This is a genomic window from Glutamicibacter sp. NPDC087661, from assembly GCF_044743275.1.
Lineage (GTDB): Bacteria > Actinomycetota > Actinomycetes > Actinomycetales > Micrococcaceae > Glutamicibacter.
In genome coordinates this window covers 1,157,800-1,175,439 of sequence record NZ_JBIUWE010000001.1, presented here as the reverse complement: position 1 = coordinate 1,175,439, position 17,640 = coordinate 1,157,800, and the positions used below count along the sequence as shown (strand labels likewise).

Here is a 17,640-nt window from a genome sequence, read left to right as displayed (position 1 = left end):
CATGGCCGTTTTGAAGAGCAAGGCAACCACGCTAGAACATGAGCGCGCCTTGGCAGCCAAGCATGGGTTCCGCTATATCGCAGCGGTCGATGAGGTGGGACGCGGCGCCTTGGCTGGTCCGATTACCGTCGGCATGACGGTGATAGATATTGAGCAGGTCACGGAGTTCCCAGCGCTGCGCGACTCCAAGCTGCTGAGCCCGGAAACCCGTACGGAACTGGTCGATCCAGTTCGCCAGTGGGCCGTGGGCTACGGCGTCGGGCATGCCTCTGCGGCTGAAATCGATGAGCTGGGAGTTACTGGCGCCCTGCGCCTGGCCGGATCGCGGGCCATGGAGCTGTGCGCGGTACAGCCCGAGGCGGCGCTTCTGGATGGCAGCTACGACTGGCTGACCGCACCGGAACCGGACCTCTTCGACATCCTGGCCGATGACCGCGAACCCGTGGGCCTGCACATCCCGGTGACGACCATCATCAAAGGCGACATGACCTGCCAGGCGATCGCCGGAGCTTCCATCCTGGCCAAGGTCGAACGCGATGGAATCATGGTTGATCTGGCCACCGAGCATCCGGCCTTCGGCTGGGAGATCAACAAGGGGTATGCCACCGCTGCGCATCGTGCCGCGATCGTTGCGCAGGGTCCCTGCGACTACCACCGCAAGAGCTGGAACTTGACTTCGGGTGCTGATCAGGCCCAAGGTGAAGCCACGACAAAGAAAGCAAAGTGATGGCTGCCGACGACCTGGAAAACTACGAGTCCGACATGGAACTGCAGCTATACCGCGAGTACAAGACCGTGGTGGGGCTGTTCAATTACGTGGTCGAGACCGAGCGCCGCTTCTACCTGGCCAACCAAGTGGACGTGAAGACCCTGTCCAACGCCGGGGAAGTGTACTTCGAGTTGAACCTCACCGACGCGTGGGTCTGGGACATCTACCGCCAAGGGCGCTTCGTGAAGTCCGTCAAGGTGCTGACCTTCAAGGACGTCAACGTCGAAGAACTGAACCCTGACGAGTTCCAGATCCCAAAGGATGGGCTGGGCTCCTAACGCGAGGCACTGCGGCATTCGATCGCCGGCTCTGTTCCTGGAACAGAGCCGGCGATCTCGCTTAAAGCGAATTGTCCACATTCCGCGGCGGGCGCCGCCGCTGTGGACCATAATTCTCCGACGATGTTTCCATTACGGATCGCAGACATCGAGGAGCAAACATGCAGACCGCGAAGCAACGCCTAGGGACCGATGGCGAACAAGCTGCCGCCACATTTCTCACCGGGCAGCACTACGAAATTCTCGATCGCAATTGGAGATGCCCAGCAGGGGAGCTGGACCTGGTAGCAAGAGCCGGCAACGGCCAGATCACCGCCATCGAAGTCAAAACGAGGTCCTCGCAACGCTATGGATCAGGCTTCGAGGCGATCAGCGCGGCAAAATTCCGCCGGCTCAACAGGCTGCTGATTTCCTGGGCCCAATGCCATCGCATGTTTCTCGCCGAACTTCGCGTGGACATCGTCGAGGTCTATCTGACAACAACAGGGTTCGAATGCCGGCTGCATGAGAACGTGCGCTCATGAGCACCGCCCGGACCAGCGCAGTGGCCCTGCACGGGGTCAGCGCCTCACTGGTGGAAGTCGAGGCCGACCTCGGCAACGGCATCCCAGGATTCGTCCTGCTGGGCTTGCCCGATGCATCTTTGAGCGAGGCCCGCGAACGAATCAAAGCCGCGGCTAGGAACTCAGGGATTCCTCTGGCAAACCGGAAACTGACGGTCAATCTTTCGCCAGCCACCCTGCCCAAGTATGGATCAGCTTTCGATCTGGCCATCGTCATCGCCGCCTTGGCCGCTGATCAACAGCTGTTCGCGTCACCGAGCACGCTGTACATGGCGGAACTCGGCTTGGATGGCACCTTGCGGCCAGTACCCGGGGTGCTGCCAGCGGTGCAGCTTGCCAAGGTCCATGGTCTTGACCGGGTGATCGTGGCCGAGGCTAACGGGGCAGAAGCGAGGCTGGTGCATGGAATCGAGGTCATGGCGCTACGCCATCTGGGACAGGTCCTCACCTGCTGCGGAGCCCCAGCCGAACAGGTCACCACTTACCTGCGCCACCGGCAGCCGCAGGCGCCTACCGAATCTGCCGGCCCTGCCGCAGGAACTGCTGCCTCGGGCGATGCGGACCTGGGCCTGGTCAACGGGCAGCAGGAAGCACGGCTCGCCTTGGAACTGGCCGCGGCCGGCGGGCACCACCTGATCATGGTCGGACCGGCCGGCGCCGGCAAAACCATGCTGGCCAAGTGCCTGCCATCGATTCTGCCGCCACTTGATGACCTGCAAGCCCTTGAAGCCACCGCGGTGCATTCCATTACTCGGGGCGGATCCGGGGAATTGGACCAGCTGCAACGCACCCCGCCTTTCGTGGCGCCGCACCACACCGCGTCCCGCTCAGCCCTGATTGGCGGCGGAACCGCACAACTCATTCCCGGGGCCATTACCCGCGCGCACCAGGGCATTCTATTCCTCGATGAAGCAGCGCAATTCCACACCGGAGTACTTGATGCGCTTCGCCAACCGATCGAGGAAGGCTATATCAACCTCGCGCGGATACGCGGCCACCAGCGGCTGCCGGCCCGTTTCCAACTCATCATGGCCTCCAATCCGTGTCCCTGCGGAAAAAACTTCGGCACCGGTACCGGGTGCACCTGCACGCCCATGGCCCGCCGGCGCTATTTCGCCCGGCTTTCAGGACCCATCCTCGACCGTGTGGATCTGCAAGTCAGAGTCAATCCGGTAGCGCAAGCACAGCTTCTTAGCGGGGTACCAAATGAATCCAGTGCACAGGTGCGTGAACGCGTCTTGGCCACCCGGGCACGCAGCAAGGAGCGGCTGGGAAAGTTCTCCATTGCTTGCAACGCGCAAATACCAACTCAGATCCTCAGGAATGAACTGGAATACCCGGCCAAGACCCGGGCGGCGCTTGAACAACTCGCCACACGACGCGGGCTATCTGCGCGCGCCATCCACCGCCTCCTGCGGGTCGCGTGGACGGTTGCAGACCAGCAAGGGCATGCAGCACCGACCGAGGATGATCTGGCCATCGCCGCTCACCTTCGCCAGAACTTGGAAAATAGCTAGGTAAGGCCATGACTTTCAACGATGTGAACACTGCCGGAAAAGCCTCGCCTCCAACCAGCCAGGAGCGCCGGGTCTACGCCCATCTGAACCAACTTATCGAGCCCAACGACTATGTGGCCACGGCCTTGCTGGAACTGATGAGCCCACAGGAACTGCTGCGCCTGATCCAGCGGGAGGATTTCTACCCGGCCGCGCTCAAAGCGCCGGTCGACGGAATCCTCGGATTCCACCCGCCCGGGGATGGCGCACAAGACTTGAGGGTAGCCTTGGCCCGATGGAGAAAGCGCCTGTCGCTGAGCAACCCGGCGGGAGCCTTGGATGCCGCTGCGCGCGCGGGTGGCGGATTGCTGATCCCGGACGATGCTTCGTGGCCGCGACAGCTAGCCGACCTGGAACTGGGACGTCCCCTGTGCCTGTGGTGGCGTTCAGCGAACCCGCAATTGCTCGAAGGCCAAGAGCTGGCGCGCAGCGTGTCCATCGTCGGCTCCCGCGATGCCAGTGACTACGGTGATCAAGTCACCTTCGATCTTGGCCGGACCCTGGCCCTGAACGGGTACACCATTGTCTCGGGTGGCGCTTACGGCATTGACGCCAGCGCGCACCGGGCCGCTCTGAGCGTGGACGATTGGCAGCATCCGAACCCGCCAACGATCACGGTTATGGCTGGCGGCATCGATCGGCTCTACCCTTCGGGCAACAGCAACCTGCTCAACCAGATTATTGCTCGCGGCGTGCTGATCTCAGAGGTGCCTCCCGGAACCACATCAGCACGCTTCCGCTTCCTGAACCGCAACCGGCTGATCGCGGCATTGAGCAGGCTGGTTATCGTCAGCGAAGCGCGCCACCGCTCAGGAGCGCTGAACACCGCCAGCCATGCAGTCGAGTTGGGACGCGATGTAGCGGCCGTTCCCGGAAGCGTTTTCGCGCCCAACTCCGCAGGGTGCCACCGATTGATTGCAGAAGGCAGTGCTACCTTGCTCGCCAGCCCGCAAGATGCGCTGGGCCTGGTTGGCCACCACTGCCAAGCAGAGCCGCGAAGTGCCAAAGTTCAGCAACGCCCGACGGACATCCTGGGTAGGGACGAAGCAATGGTGTACGACATCATGTCCTTCACCAAAGGATTGCTGGTCGATGAGATCTCTGCCCGCAGCGGGGTGCCGCTGATCCAGACGCTACGCGCCATCAATCGATTGGAGACACTGCAAATGGCTGCCACCGATGGCCTGGCATGGAAGTTGGTGCGCCAAAACTGACCGGTGACGCAGCTGAGGGTATCCTCAATAGTGATGAAGCAAGAATCAACGACGCACGCCAGCAATGCGACGTCAGCAAAATTCGCTGAGCCGGTGGCAGACTACCTGGAGTACCTGCAACGCGAACGCGGCCGCAGCACTAATACCCTGCGAGCCTACGAAGTGGATTTGCGGAACCTCGGCCAGTTCTTGCTCCACCATGCGCAGGATCCGAGCCTCAAGCAGATTTCAGTTGATACGCTCCGCGATTGGTTGGCACAGCTTCATGAATCGCAGATTTCCCGCACCACCTTGGCCCGCAGGATCTCTGCGGTGAAGAGCTTCTTCGCGTGGGCGCTGAAGCATCAGCTGATCGACGCGGACCCTGCCCTGCGGCTGGCCGCGCCCAGGAAGGAACGGCGTCTTCCGCATGTTTTGCAACCAAGCCAGATCGACCGCTTGCTCTCCGAAACAGCCCAGCCGCCTGCTGGAAAAGAAGTCAGCGAGAGCAAGCCGGAACCTGCCCCCGATGCCAAGAGCCAGGCCGTAGCGGCACGCGATAAAGTCATCGCCGAGTTGCTGTACGCATCCGGCCTGCGTATCAGCGAGCTCGTGGCCTTGGACGTTGACGACATCGACTTCGAACGACGCACCGTCAAGGTTCTCGGCAAGGGCAACAAGGAACGGGTTGTTCCGTTTGGCAAGCCCGCAGAGCGCGTGATCATCGGGTGGATTCGGTCGCATCGCAAGGTCCTGGCCCGCCAGGAAGCTCAAGGCGCTTTGCTCGTAGGGGTGCGCGGTGCGCGTTTGAATGTACGCCAGGCACGCGAGGTCATTTCCAAGGCCTTGCAATCGCTGGGGGATACCGCTGCCAGCGGCCCGCACGCGTTAAGGCACACCGTAGCCACGCATCTGCTGGATGGCGGCGCAGATTTGCGTGCCGTCCAGGAATTCCTCGGGCATGCTTCGCTGGCAACAACCCAGCTATATACTCACGTTTCGGTTGACCGATTGAGGCAAAGCTACCGCCAAGCCCATCCGCGAGCCTGACTATTTGGTACCAATCTGCAAAAATAGCCTTTCTGGGTGGCGAAAGGCCTCTTCATCGGGCAAAATGGAAGTATCGGCGGCGATGGCACCGGAACGATGTTGACGTAGGGGAAGACGATCAACACCGCAACGGAGGATGGCATGTCTGCACCGATGTCCAAAGGCGTGATTTATATTCATTCCGCCCCTGCAGCGCTATGCCCACATCTGGAATGGGCAATCGGGTCCGTGCTCGGCACTCCAGTAAAAATGGAGTGGACCGAACAGCACGTCGCACCCGGATTTTGTCGCGCCGAAATCGAGTGGGTAGGTACGCAAGGTACCGGCGCTTTGCTGACCAGTGAGATGCATGGTTGGCAGCATCTTCGTTTCGAAATCACCGAAGACCCAAGCCCGGGTGCCGACGGCAGCCGTTGGTCCGTGACCCCTGATCTTGGCATCTTCCACGCCACGGTTGATTGCGCTGGCAACGTCATGGTCAGCGAAGAACGCATCCGGTGGGCCTATGAAAAGGGCGACGGCAATCCCTCGGTCTTCTACCAGGAGATGTCCATCGCTCTCGGCGAGCCTTGGGATGAAGAACTTGAACCCTTCCGTCACGCAGGCGAAGACGCGCCTGTTCGATGGCTCAACCAGGTGGTTTAGCAACTGGTTATCTAGTCCCTGAGTGACTTATCAACAGACACTCAGATACAACCCCGATGGTGCGGGGTTGTTACCCAAAAGAAGTGGGATCCCATGCCGGGGATCCCACTTCTTGCTTTAAAAACTGCGGTTGTGGAGAAGTGCCGAAGCGCAGTGCTATGCTCGATGGCGATGAAGACCAGTCAGGCCGCATGCGGCCACTCCCGGAACGGCAAACTGGTCGTTCCCTGATCCGCGGCCCTCCCGTGCCAGATGCATTCCACCAAAGAACAGCACATCTGAACCACGAAAGGGAGACATGACCGCACAGTTCAACCACACCATCATCGCTTCACTCGACCCGCAACGCATGGCAAAGTTCTATCTTGAGTTGCTCGAAGCACGCGCGGAATCAAGCTGGGGACCATTTACCAACATCAGCCTGGCCCACGGGGTGCTGCTTCAATTCGCTGCACCACCGATGGACTTCCCAGCGCAGCACTATGCCTACCTGCTCGATGATGAGCATTTCGACCGCGCCTACGCGACTATCCGCGAGGGGAAAATGGAGCACTGGGCCGATCCCCAACGGCAGCTGCCAGGGCAGATTAATCATGAACACGGCGGCCGGGGAGTCTACCTGCTTGATCCTTCCGGGCACTACCTGGAATTGATCACCCGGCCTTACCTGCCCGCAGCCACCTAGGACCAGCTAGCGCTGAACCTTGAATACGTTCTTCTGGATGCCGTTGGAGTAGACCTGCGAATCAATGAGGGCCAGCTTCTGCGCGTCCAGGCTGGCGTCGCTGAAAAGGCGCTTGCCTGCACCAAGCAAAACCGGGAAGACCAGCAGGTTGTACTGGTCGATGAGCTGATGTTCTTGCAGCGAGTGGACCATCGTTGCCGATCCATGGATACTGATCGGGCCGCCGTCGCCGGCTCGAAGCCGCGCCACATCGGCGACCGAGCGCAAGATCGCAGTCTCGCCCCAGTTCCCGGCCAAGTCCTTCTCCCGCAAGGTAGTGGAGAGCACGTACTTGGGCATCGCGTTGTACTGCGGGAACTGCTCGGTCATCGAGGGCCACACCGCGCAGAAGGCCTCGTAGCTGTGCCGGCCCAAGAGCATGGCGCTGGCTTCTTCTTGCTCGGCGCCCTTCAGTTCGTAGGCGGCGGGGTCGAACTCGACCGAGTTCATCGTCCAGCCTGAATTGCGGTAGCCGGGTTCGCCGCCCGGGGCTTGGACGACACCGTCCAAGGAGACGAAGGAAGTTGCGATCAGGGTGCGCATGGGAAGGGATCCTTTGTTCGTGGCAAGTACCGGCAGTTGCCTCCGACGTGAGGCGGTACTTGAGCTTAACGAACATGTCAGGACCGAAGCAATGGCTCTGAGCCAATTCTTTCGGGGTTAAAGACCACTGGGCTGGTTGAAGAGTAATCTTCAACCAGCCCAGTGGCGCGCTCGCCTGCAGCTGCCGGAACGGCTAGACGCTGCGGATGGCGACCACGGCGTTATGGCCGCCGAAGCCGAAGGAGTTATTCAGCGCAACGATGGAGCCCTCTGCAGGCAGCTGCGCAGGCTGGCCGGTGACGACCTTCAACGGGATCTCTGGATCCTGGTTGTCCAGGTTAATGGTCACCGGGGCCTTGCGGTTGTAGATGGCCAGTGCGCACAGCACGGACTCCACGGCACCGGAAGCGCCCAGCAGGTGGCCCATCTGTGACTTGGTCGCGGATACCCACACGTTCTCGAGGTGATCGCCCAGGGCGTTCTTCAGCGCAGCGTATTCCGGCTTGTCGCCAACTGGGGTGGAGGTTGCGTGGGCGTTCACATGGACTACGTCCTCTGGCTGGATGCGGCCATCGAACATGGCAGCCTTCAGCGCACGGGTTGCACCCATGCCTTCTGGATCCGGTGCGGTGATGTGGTGCGCATCGGAGGTGACCGAGGAGCCTGCCAGCTCGGCGTAGATGCGTGCGCCGCGGGCGATTGCATGCTCTTCGGCTTCCAGTACCAGCGCGCCAGCGCCCTCGCCCATGACAAAGCCATCACGGTCGGTGTCGTAGGGACGCGAAGCCTTGGTCGGATCATCGTTGCGGCGGGAGAGTGCATGCATGGACGCGAAGGCGGCCATCGGCATGGGGTGGATCGCGGCTTCTGCGCCACCGACCATGACCACATCGGCCTTGCCCGAACGGATCAGTTCCAGGCCAACGTGCATCGCTTCGGTACCCGAAGCGCAAGCCGAAACCGGGGTATGCGCGCCACCGGCGGCACCCAGGTCCAGCGACACGGCAGCTGCTGGGCCGTTAGGCATCAGCATTGGCACGGTCATGGGCAGGACGCGGCGTGGGCCCTTTTCACGCAGGGTGTCCCAGGCGTTGAGCAGGGTCCAGACGCCGCCGATGCCGGTAGCGAAGGCAACGGCCAGCTTGTTCTGGTCCATCTCTTCCTTGACCAGGCCTGAGTCGGCCCAGGCTTCACGGGCCGCAACCACAGCGAACTGGGTCGATGGGTCCATGCGCTTGGTCTCCGGGCGGGAGAGTACCTCGGTCGGCTGCACAGCAGCGCGGGCGGCGAAGGTGACCGGCAGGTCGTATTCCTTAACCCAGTCATCTTCCAGGGTTACGGCGCCGGAGACGCCCTTGAGGGCGTTTGCCCATAGGGTGGGGACGTCCCCGCCGATTGGGGTGGTGGCTCCGAGACCGGTGATCACTACTTTGCGCGCCATCATCAAACTCTCTACTGTGCGAATAAGAACTGTGCTTGGAAATTCAGGGGGCCGGCTTGACGTACCGGCCGGTGTGCGCGGCTTGCCCGCACAACGGTGTGGCGAAAAACGCCGGGAAGCTTAGGCCTGTGCCGCAGCGATGAAGTTGACGGCGTCGCCGACGGTCTTCAGGTTCTTGACCTCTTCGTCAGGGATCTTGACCTCGAACTTTTCCTCAGCCTCAACGACGATGGTCATCATCGAGATCGAGTCGATGTCCAGGTCCTCGGTGAAGGACTTGTCCATCTGCACGTCTGCTTCGTCCAGGCCGGTCTCGGAGTTGACGATTTCGGCGAGGCCCGCCAGGATTTCTTCGTTGCTAGCCATGGATGGCTCCTTTTCTTCTTAGCCGGAGGACTCCGGTCATTTTTGTGGCTGGGCGCAGATCCTGTTTCCAGGAACCGGTTCCAGCCGGCTTAATGAAACTTTGGTGGCGCATCAAGAATGCGCGGCACGTTTCGTCGGTTTAAAGCTTAGGCCAGAGACGCGCTCGGCGGACGCAACATGACGTTCCCGGCGTGCACAATCTGTGAACGGCGCAAAAGCCTAGTTGGCGGTGTGCTCGGCGATGAACGCCTTGGCAGCTTCCAGATCCGCTGGACTCTTCACCGCCAGGGTCTTCACGCCCTTGAGCCCGCGGCGGGCCAATCCCACCAGGGTTCCGGCCGGTGCCAGTTCCAGCACACCGGTCACGCCAGCTTCGGCCAGCGTCTGCATGCACAGGTCCCAGCGGACCGGACGCGATACCTGGGCGACCAGCGAATCGAGGTTCGCCTGGCCATCGGCTACGGCCTTGCCGTCGAAGTTCGAGAGCAGGGTTTCCGCTGGTTCCTTCGGGGTGATGGTTCCGGCCAGTTCCTCCAGGATGCCAACTGCGGGCTGCATGTGCGCGGTATGGAATGCGCCGGCAACCTTCAGGGGGATCACGCGAGCCTTGGCCGGCGGGTTCTCGCCCAGGGCCGCGAGCTGCTCCATGGTTCCTGCGGCCACAATCTGGCCGCCGCCATTGGCGTTGGCCGGGGTCAGGCCCAGTTCGTCGAGCATGGCCAGGACCTCATCCGGGTCGCCGCCGAGCACTGCTGCCATGCCGGTCGGAGCCGCCGCAGCGGCTTCGGCCATGGCGTTGGCGCGGACCTTCACGAAATTCATGGCGTCAGCTTCGTCCAGCGCGCCGGCCAGGGCCGACGCGGTGATCTCGCCAACCGAGTGGCCGGCCACAACGGCGCCTGCCGGCAGCGAGCTGCCAAAGAGCGCACGGGCGGTGACCAGGCCGGCAGCGACGATCAGCGGCTGGGCGACGGCGGTGTCCTTGATGGTCTCTTCATCGGAGGTGGTGCCGTGGGCGGTGAGGTCGCGCTCGGTGATCGAGCTGAGCGCCTGCAAATGCTCGGCCACGCCATCGACGTCGAGCCATTCGGTGAGGAAACCTGGGGTCTGGGAGCCCTGTCCGGGGCAAACGATTGCTAACACTCTTACAGCTTTCCAAATGTTGGGAGCTTTTGGCGCTTCATTTGAGTACCAAGCTCGTGGTGACTGTTTGTAGGATCTCTACAAAAGCCTAGCGTATCCAGAAGCTGAATTCCGCTGTAATGCGCGATCAACTCGGAATTATCGATGTCGGGAGCTCGACGCTCTTTGGTTGAAGCCTACAAGTTCGATTCGTGGAGCCGTCCGAAAAGCAGCGCGGTTTGCAGGACGAAGGCATCCCGGGGAACCAGTGGATCCCAACCGGTGACTTCGCTGACCCGCTTGAGCCGGTAGCGCACCGTGTTTGCATGGACAAACAGTTCCCGGGCGGTGCCTTCGAGCGAGTGGCCGAGCGCCAAGTAGCTGGAGAGCGTTTCAGCCAGGCCATTGGAGGCCTGCTGCAGCGGAATGTAGACCTGGTCCACCAGCGCCGTGCGGGCCAATTCATCGCCGTTGCAGGCGCGTTCTGGCCACAGGTCATCGGCACCGACCGGATTCGGCGCTTGCGGCCAGGCCTTGGCAGCGCTGAATCCCGCCACGGCTGCCACCGCGGCGTGGTGCATTTCCTTCACCGTCGGAGCCATGGGGGAGTAGACCAGCGGGCCGGGACCGAAGAACCGGGTCAGCCGGCTCAGATCCGCTTCTTCGAATTTGGTGTCCGAAAGCATCAGCACCGAGCGGTCGCCGAGCACGCCCACCAGCGAATCGCGCGAGTAGCGGATGGCAATACGGCGCAGGGCCGAGACGAAGGTGGCCGGGTTGGACGAAGGGGTGGTGCCCACCAGGATGCGGATATTCTTCTGCGACTTCCAGCCAATGGCCGCAATGCGCGAGGAGAGCGAGTCGTGGGCCTCGCCGTGCAGCACCGCGTCGACCACGTGGGCCTCCAAGCGCGAGTCCCAGGCGCCGCGGGTTTCGGCGGCGCGGGCATAGACATCGGCGGCGGCGAAAGCGACCTCGCGCGAATAGCGCAGCACCGCTTCGCGCAGGGCTGCCTGCTCATGCTCGGCGGCGATGTCGGGCACCTGGGATTCGACCACTTCCACGATGGTGCGCAACAGGCCCAAGGCCTTCTGCAGGGAGATGGATCGGGTCAGCTCCGTGGGAGCGGCGCCGAAGACATCGGTCACCACCCAGGACGGGGTGGAGGAGGGATCCTCGTACCAGGTAACGAAGGTGGAGATGCCCTTCTGGGCGATCAGTCCCAAGGCGGCGCGCTCATTGGGCGCCAGCGATCGGTACCAGGGCAGTTGCTGGTCCAGGTACTTCAGCGCGGTGGTGGACAGGACGCCAATATGGCTTTTGAGTCGCTTGAGCGTTTCACTGCTGGGTGCCTGGGATCGGCTGGGACGGTTCTTCGGAGCTGCGGCGGCATCCATTTCAGGACTCATGGGTTCCAGCTTAGTTTCTTTTCTTCCCCCGCGCCCGGCACAGCAGGTAAAGGTGAGATTAAATGAGCCAGCTGCCCGGCAACGAGGAAAACCTCGTCATCGGGCAGCTGCTCAATGCGGCGCCGGAGCAAGCTCCGGGCACCTGGACCCTGGGGCCTAGGCGTCGCCGCCAGCGTTGCCGGACTGGCCGGCGTTGGCGTTATTCAGGTCGTACTTGGCGTGCGCCTTCACTGCGGTGTCCGCAGGGATTTCGCCGCGCTCAACCAGCGACTGCAAGGTCTGCACGACCAGCGAGTGCGCATCGATCTTGAAGAAGCGGCGGGCCGCGGCACGGGTGTCCGAGAAGCCGAAGCCGTCCGCGCCCAGGGTGTGGAATTCACCTGGCACGTACGGGCGCAGCTGCTCGGGCACGGCGCGCATGTAGTCGGTGGTCGCGATGACTGGGCCCGGGGTGGACTCCAGCTTCGAGGTCACGTACGGGGTGCGGCGCGGCTTCGATGGATCCACGAGCACGTCGGCGTCGGCGCGCTGGCCGTCGCGGGCCAGTTCGTTCCACGAGGTGACCGACCAGACATCAGCCGAAACGCCCCACTCCTCGGCCAGGATGGCCTGGGCTTCCAGCGCCCATGGCACGGCCACGCCCGAGGCCAGCAGCTGTGCGCGCGGGCCGTCGGTGGTAGCTTCCTTGAGCAGGTGGATGCCCTTGATGATGCCTTCGATGTCAACGTTCTCCGGCTCAGCTGGCTGGCTGATCGGCTCGTTGTACACGGTCAGGTAGTACATCACGTTCGGATCGGCGTGGGTTCCGCCGTACATGCGTTCCAGGCCGGAGCGCATGATGTGGCCGATTTCGTAGCCGTAGGCCGGATCGTAGGTGATCACAGCAGGGTTGGTCGAGGCCAGGATTGGCGAGTGGCCATCTGCGTGCTGCAGGCCTTCACCGGTCAGGGTGGTGCGGCCGGCGGTAGCGCCGATGATGAAGCCACGGGTCATCTGGTCCCCGGCTGCCCAGAACTGGTCGCCGGTGCGCTGGAAGCCGAACATCGAGTAGAACACGTAGATCGGGATCAGCGGTTCATCGTGGGTCGAGTAGCTGGTGCCGGCAGCGGTGAAGGCTGCGACAGCGCCGGCCTCGTTGATGCCCGGGTGGATCAGCTGGCCCTGAGGGGATTCCTTGTAGGCCAGGACCAGATCGCGGTCCACGGACAGGTAGTTCTGGCCGCCCGGGTTGTAGATCTTCGCAGTCGGGAAGAACGAGTCCATGCCGAAGGTACGGGACTCATCTGGCACGATCGGCACGATGCGGTGGCCGAATTCCTTGTCGCGCATCAGGTCCTTGAGCAGGCGCACGAAGGCCATGGTGGTGGCCGCCTGCTGCTTGCCCGAACCGCGCTTGGCGATCGCGTAGGTCTTCTCGCCTGGCAGGGCCAGCTTCTTCGAAGCTTCCTGGCGGCGGGTAGGCACCGAACCGCCCAGGGCCTCGCGGCGCTCCATCATGTACTTGTACTCAGCCGAATCCTCGGTTGGGCGGTAGTACGGAGGAGTGTAGAGGTCCGCTTCGAGCTGCTCGTCGGTGATAGGGATGCGCAGGTGATCACGGAACTTCTTCAAGTCCTCCATGGTCAGCTTCTTCATCTGGTGGGTCGCGTTGCGAGCCTCGAAGTGCGAACCCAGGCCGTAGCCCTTGACGGTCTTGGCCAAGATGACGGTCGGCTTGCCCTTGAACTCCGCAGCAGCCTTGTAGGCGGCGTAGACCTTGTGGTAATCGTGGCCGCCACGCTTCAGGTTCCAGATCTCGTCGTCGCTCATGTCGGCAACCAATTCCTTGGTTTCCGGACGCTGGCCGAAGAAGTGCTCGCGAACGAATGCGCCGGACTCAGCCTTGTAGGTCTGGTAGTCGCCATCCGGGGTCTGGTTCATGATGTCAACCAGCGCGTTGGTCTTGTCTGCTTCGAGCAGGGCATCCCACTCGCGGCCCCAAGCAACCTTGATGACATTCCAGCCGGCACCGCGGAAGAAGGCTTCCAGTTCCTGCATGATCTTGCCATTGCCGCGAACCGGGCCGTCAAGGCGCTGCAGGTTGCAGTTGATGACGAAGTTCAGATTGTCCAGCTTTTCGTTGGCGGCCAGCTGCAGGAAGCCGCGCGACTCCGGCTCGTCCATTTCGCCGTCGCCCAGGAAGGCCCAGACCTGCTGGTCCGAGGTGTCCTTGATGCCGCGGTTCTGCAGGTAGCGGTTCAGCTGCGCCTGGTAGATGGCGTTAGCTGGGCCGATGCCCATCGAGACGGTTGGGAATTCCCAGAAGTCAGGCAGGGAACGCGGGTGAGGGTAGGAAGGAAGCGCGTGGCCTTCCTTCGACTTTTCCTGGCGGAACCCGTCCATGTCCTCTTCGGACAGGCGGCCTTCGAGGAATGCGCGGGCGTACATGCCTGGCGAGGCGTGGCCCTGGAAGAAGACCTGGTCGCCGCCGCCTGGGTGGTTCTTGCCGCGGAAGAAGTGGTTGAAACCTACTTCATACAGGGTCGCTGCACCGGCGTAGGTGGAGATGTGCCCGCCAACGCCGATATGAGGGTTCTGGGCGCGGTGCACCATGATGGCGGCATTCCAGCGCATGAAGGCGCGGTAGCGGCGCTCGATGGCCTCATCGCCCGGGAATTCTGGTTCCTGGTCCACAGGAATGGTGTTCACGTAGTCGGTGGTGGTCACGTGAGGCACGCCCACGGACTTGGCACCTGCACGCTGCAGCAGCGAGCGGATAATGAACTGGGCACGCTCGGTGCCCTGGGTCTCTACGAGGGAGTCAAACGAGTCCATCCATTCCTGAGTTTCCTCAGGATCCCGATCGGACAGCTGGTAAGTCAACCCGCTACGGATCTGGGAGATGTGTTCCTCTACAGCCACGGAAGCTCCTTGATTGAATTGCGGCTCCGACGCTGTGCAGTTTTGCGCTGCGGTGCATCGGTATTGGGACAACGGGTGCAGTAGCACTGGAATGATGTGCACTGCCGGTTCATATGCAACTCTAGTGTTAAACGATCCAGTTTTGTGGCGCGTTTTCCAGCAAAAACCGGTTTAAATCAGATATTTGAAGTGACTTGCGCAACTAGGTACGGGAGCTAACTTCCCGATGGCCATGTCAATATGATGCGGGTCACTGGAATGTGGGTTATATTTGTTCGGCGTGTTATCGCTGTAGCGCTTGAACGGAGCGGCAAAACCGTGTTTCGTTGGTAGTAACGCTTTGCACCAGCAGGAGGAATGAAGTGAGCGACGCCGTATCGGCAAACTTGGAGCCCGCCAAAAAATTGGGCTTCGCTAATGAAGACCTTATTCAGGAACTGGGTTACGACGATGACGTGGACTACGATCTGCGCGAATCGATCGAGGACCTGATTGGTTCAGAGCTGCTCACCGAAGAGGACCATGACGTTGTCGACGCAGTCATTTTCTGGTGGCGCGACGGCGATGGAGATCTAGTTGACGCATTGATGGACGCGCTGAACTGCTTGGACGAGAGTGGCATCGTTTGGCTGCTTACTCCTAAGCAGGGCCGCGAGGGACATGTATCCCCAGCACTTATCCAGCAGGAGGCGCCAACCGCTGGCCTGCATGTAACTACTAGTGAAGGCGTTTCGGAGGATTGGTCCGCAATCCGCCTCGCCCCGCGTAAGAAGAACTAATGATTCAAACAGGTTCACGCCTGTTCGACTTCTCGCTGGAAAATCAGTACGGCGAAACGATAACCAGTACCGGGCTGTCTAGCGGCCGGGTGCTGGTTGTCTTTTATCCCTGGGCATTTTCGCGGGTATGCGGGTCGGAACTGGCAACACTCCAAGAGCACTACGAATTCTTCACGCAGCACCAGGTGCGCATCGTGGCCATTTCGGTGGACCATAAATTCACCCTGCGCAACTATGCGCAGTCGCTTGGCTTGGACTTCGAGCTGCTGGCCGATTTTTGGCCTCATGGGGCGGTGGCGCAACAGGCCGACGCCTTTGACCCTGAGCGTGGGGTCGCGGCCAGATTGACGCTGTACCTGGTTGACGGTGAAGTGCGCGATATTTTCCGCAGCGAGATGACGCAGCCAAGAAGCATTGATGATTACAAGGCGGCAGTGGAACGCGCCGTTTAGCGTGCCGATATGGGCTGTGCTCCAGTTCACGAAAAAAGTCGGCTCACCGATTTGCCCGGACGCAGAAACCTGTGTAGAGTTATTCCTCGTTGGCTTGCAAAAGCGAACATGGTAAGGGCCTTTAGCTCAGCTGGTAGAGCGTCACGTTTACACCGTGAATGTCATCGGTTCGATCCCGGTAGGGCCCACCAAATAAGAATCCTCGATCCATTCGGATCGGGGATTTTTTGTCTCCTTGAGGCGATTTTTCCACTCGGGCAAGTCCTGCGGTGCCCATAGTGCCGGCTTCATGGAATATTTGATCCTCGATGACGCTGGACTCCTGGCATTGTCGTCCGAAGCCAGCGTGGCTGAGCCGGTGGCCCTTGCGCGGCACCGGAGGGTGCTTCGAATCTGCGAACCCGGTACAGCGATCTGGCATCGCTGTTTTCCAATGCCCCGTGGAGGGTGGCGGGGTCGTCTTCGATCACCGCTTCCTGGTACGTGCTATCGCTCATCGAGCTGCTTCGCTTCCACCTGCGGGGCAAGTCCGCAGATCCAGGCGCCTCGTGTTCTTCCGCGCTGGACTGAGCTCGCGCCTCGGTGGCGCTGGTCCCAGTGGTGCAGCGGGGAATAAGCAGGTGTGGGGGCGATGCTGGCGATTGCGGATTACCCGTGCATGCGAACAGCCTCGAACTTGCCGGCAACGCCACTGGAGAGTAGGTTCCAAGATCAGGCGATGTGGTGACGCTCGGCACTCTTTTATGAAAACCTCCATTTCAATTTGCCAAGTCAGTTCGGGATGCATTAGATTATTACTTGTTGCAGCGAAGGACTGAAGGAAAGAAACTTCCCGATTTCACACACTGCAGGAGGGCCTTTAGCTCAGCTGGTAGAGCGTCACGTTTACACCGTGAATGTCATCGGTTCGATCCCGGTAGGGCCCACCAAAACGAAGACCGCTTCAATCACTCTGGAAAGAGTGATTGAAGCGGTCTTCTTCGTATTCCCGGCCGGCGCCAGCCAATCGCCGAATGCCAGCGAAAGTGCGAAACTGGATGCATGACTGCACCAGAAGAAAACCTTTGGCTCGCCACCGTTCGCAAGAACCCGGACCACTCGCAGAATTTTGCCCAGCGCTGGCGCACGCTTGCCGCCGAAGGCCAGGATATTTTCGGGGAAGCTCGCGCCGTTGACGCGATGGTTGCCCGGGGCAGCAGAATTCTGGATGCCGGATGCGGGACCGGGCGGATCGGCGGCTGGCTTTCCGAGCAAGGGCACCAAGTGGTTGGCGTGGACCTCGACCCGCATTTAATCGATGTTGCCCGGGCAGATTACCCCAAAGCCCAATGGCAGGTCGGCAATCTGGCTGACTTCACCATCGCTGACGCAGCGGGGGAGAACCAGGAATTCGACCTGATAGTTTCTGCCGGCAATGTCGTCACCTTCCTCTCCGAGTCCGAACGCCGCCCGGCGCTGCAGCAACTGCGCGGGCATCTGGCGGCAGACGGGCGCATGATCATCGGCTTCGGCTCGGGACGCGGCTACGGGTTCGATGACTTCGAGGCCGACGCTTTGGAGGCGGGGCTGGCACTGCAGCAACGCTATTCGACCTGGAGCTTCCATTTGCCTGCCGCCGATTTCCTGGTCGCCGTACTCGGGCGCAAATAGCTCCAAGCGCGACCCGAACACTGCAGGAAAAAAGCCACTTCGCTTCCATGCGACGTGCAATTGCTCTTGAAAGGCCTCTGGCCTGCGGCTTCTGCCGTGGGTCGAAAACGGCGGGGTGCGATTAGGCGCAGCTGCCAGAATGCGCCTCTTGCGGTAAGCCGTCGTTAGCGCTATCTTGAACTTTGTAATGCAAAGTGGT

17 protein-coding genes and 2 tRNA genes are annotated in these 17,640 nt (G+C 61.3%); 13 read left to right on the top strand and 6 right to left on the bottom strand.

What is annotated here, in order from left to right; translation table 11 throughout:
- Position 1 precedes the first annotated feature (1 nt).
- The 8 genes from ACIOTN_RS05610 to ACIOTN_RS05575 all read left to right on the top strand — a co-directional run bounded on the left by ACIOTN_RS05610 (position 2) and on the right by ACIOTN_RS05575 (position 6,739).
- Positions 2–727, top strand: coding sequence for a ribonuclease HII (locus tag ACIOTN_RS05610; RefSeq protein WP_105661214.1), 726 nt, complete (start codon positions 2–4; stop codon positions 725–727).
- Complete coding sequence (locus ACIOTN_RS05605; protein ID WP_105657739.1) at positions 727–1,047, top strand: DUF2469 domain-containing protein; 321 nt, start codon at positions 727–729, stop codon at positions 1,045–1,047. The genes ACIOTN_RS05610 and ACIOTN_RS05605 overlap by 1 nt, the downstream gene beginning before the upstream one ends.
- A 161-nt stretch (positions 1,048–1,208) precedes the next feature.
- Positions 1,209–1,571, top strand: coding sequence for a YraN family protein (locus tag ACIOTN_RS05600; protein ID WP_402734880.1), 363 nt, complete (start codon positions 1,209–1,211; stop codon positions 1,569–1,571).
- Positions 1,568–3,127, top strand: coding sequence for a YifB family Mg chelatase-like AAA ATPase (locus ACIOTN_RS05595; protein WP_332595131.1), 1,560 nt, complete (start codon positions 1,568–1,570; stop codon positions 3,125–3,127). Before ACIOTN_RS05600 ends, ACIOTN_RS05595 begins: the two co-directional genes overlap by 4 nt.
- Positions 3,128–3,135: 8 nt before the next feature.
- The gene (gene dprA, locus ACIOTN_RS05590) at positions 3,136–4,380 is read left to right on the top strand and encodes a DNA-processing protein DprA (RefSeq protein ID WP_402734879.1); all 1,245 of its coding nucleotides are present in this window, start codon (positions 3,136–3,138) and stop codon (positions 4,378–4,380) included.
- Positions 4,381–4,413: 33 nt separating this feature from the next.
- Entirely contained in the window at positions 4,414–5,409 is a 996-nt protein-coding gene (locus tag ACIOTN_RS05585; RefSeq protein WP_402734986.1) for a tyrosine recombinase XerC, read from the top strand.
- A 141-nt stretch (positions 5,410–5,550) separates the two neighbouring features.
- Complete coding sequence (locus tag ACIOTN_RS05580; protein WP_402734878.1) at positions 5,551–6,054, top strand: DUF3145 domain-containing protein; 504 nt, start codon at positions 5,551–5,553, stop codon at positions 6,052–6,054.
- Between the two features lie 298 nt (positions 6,055–6,352).
- Positions 6,353–6,739 (top strand): VOC family protein, encoded by a 387-nt coding sequence (locus ACIOTN_RS05575; RefSeq protein ID WP_402734877.1) that lies wholly within the window; start codon positions 6,353–6,355, stop codon positions 6,737–6,739.
- A gap of 6 nt (positions 6,740–6,745) precedes the next feature.
- Here ACIOTN_RS05575 and ACIOTN_RS05570 read toward each other — a convergent pair whose 3' ends face one another.
- From ACIOTN_RS05570 to aceE, 6 genes are all read right to left on the bottom strand, one after another.
- A complete protein-coding gene (locus ACIOTN_RS05570) occupies positions 6,746–7,321 on the bottom strand; it encodes a dihydrofolate reductase family protein (protein ID WP_105657744.1) in 576 nt (191 codons plus the stop codon).
- Positions 7,322–7,514: 193 nt separating this feature from the next.
- Entirely contained in the window at positions 7,515–8,762 is a 1,248-nt protein-coding gene (gene fabF, locus ACIOTN_RS05565) for a beta-ketoacyl-ACP synthase II (RefSeq protein ID WP_105657745.1), read from the bottom strand.
- Positions 8,763–8,882: 120 nt separating this feature from the next.
- On the bottom strand, positions 8,883–9,128 hold the full coding sequence (locus ACIOTN_RS05560; protein WP_105657746.1) for an acyl carrier protein: 246 nt from the start codon (positions 9,126–9,128) through the stop codon (positions 8,883–8,885).
- 219 nt (positions 9,129–9,347) lie between these two features.
- Entirely contained in the window at positions 9,348–10,271 is a 924-nt protein-coding gene (locus tag ACIOTN_RS05555) for an ACP S-malonyltransferase (RefSeq protein ID WP_402734876.1), read from the bottom strand.
- A gap of 176 nt (positions 10,272–10,447) precedes the next feature.
- Entirely contained in the window at positions 10,448–11,659 is a 1,212-nt protein-coding gene (locus ACIOTN_RS05550) for a CdaR family transcriptional regulator (RefSeq protein ID WP_105657748.1), read from the bottom strand.
- Between the two features lie 156 nt (positions 11,660–11,815).
- Positions 11,816–14,560, bottom strand: coding sequence for a pyruvate dehydrogenase (acetyl-transferring), homodimeric type (aceE, locus tag ACIOTN_RS05545; RefSeq protein ID WP_105657749.1), 2,745 nt, complete (start codon positions 14,558–14,560; stop codon positions 11,816–11,818).
- A 362-nt stretch (positions 14,561–14,922) separates the two neighbouring features.
- On the opposite strand from aceE, the gene ACIOTN_RS05540 reads away from it, so the two are divergent.
- From ACIOTN_RS05540 to ACIOTN_RS05520, 5 genes are all read left to right on the top strand, one after another.
- Positions 14,923–15,339, top strand: coding sequence for a DUF3052 domain-containing protein (locus tag ACIOTN_RS05540; RefSeq protein ID WP_105657750.1), 417 nt, complete (start codon positions 14,923–14,925; stop codon positions 15,337–15,339).
- Positions 15,339–15,791 (top strand): redoxin domain-containing protein, encoded by a 453-nt coding sequence (locus ACIOTN_RS05535; protein ID WP_332498654.1) that lies wholly within the window; start codon positions 15,339–15,341, stop codon positions 15,789–15,791. The genes ACIOTN_RS05540 and ACIOTN_RS05535 overlap by 1 nt, the downstream gene beginning before the upstream one ends.
- A gap of 115 nt (positions 15,792–15,906) precedes the next feature.
- A tRNA-Val gene (locus tag ACIOTN_RS05530) sits at positions 15,907–15,982 on the top strand.
- A 662-nt stretch (positions 15,983–16,644) separates the two neighbouring features.
- Positions 16,645–16,720 (top strand) — tRNA-Val (locus ACIOTN_RS05525).
- A gap of 112 nt (positions 16,721–16,832) precedes the next feature.
- Positions 16,833–17,441 carry a class I SAM-dependent methyltransferase gene (locus ACIOTN_RS05520; RefSeq protein WP_332503844.1) on the top strand — a complete coding sequence of 203 codons (609 nt, stop codon included), beginning with the start codon at positions 16,833–16,835 and terminating at the stop codon, positions 17,439–17,441.
- Positions 17,442–17,640 lie beyond the last annotated feature (199 nt).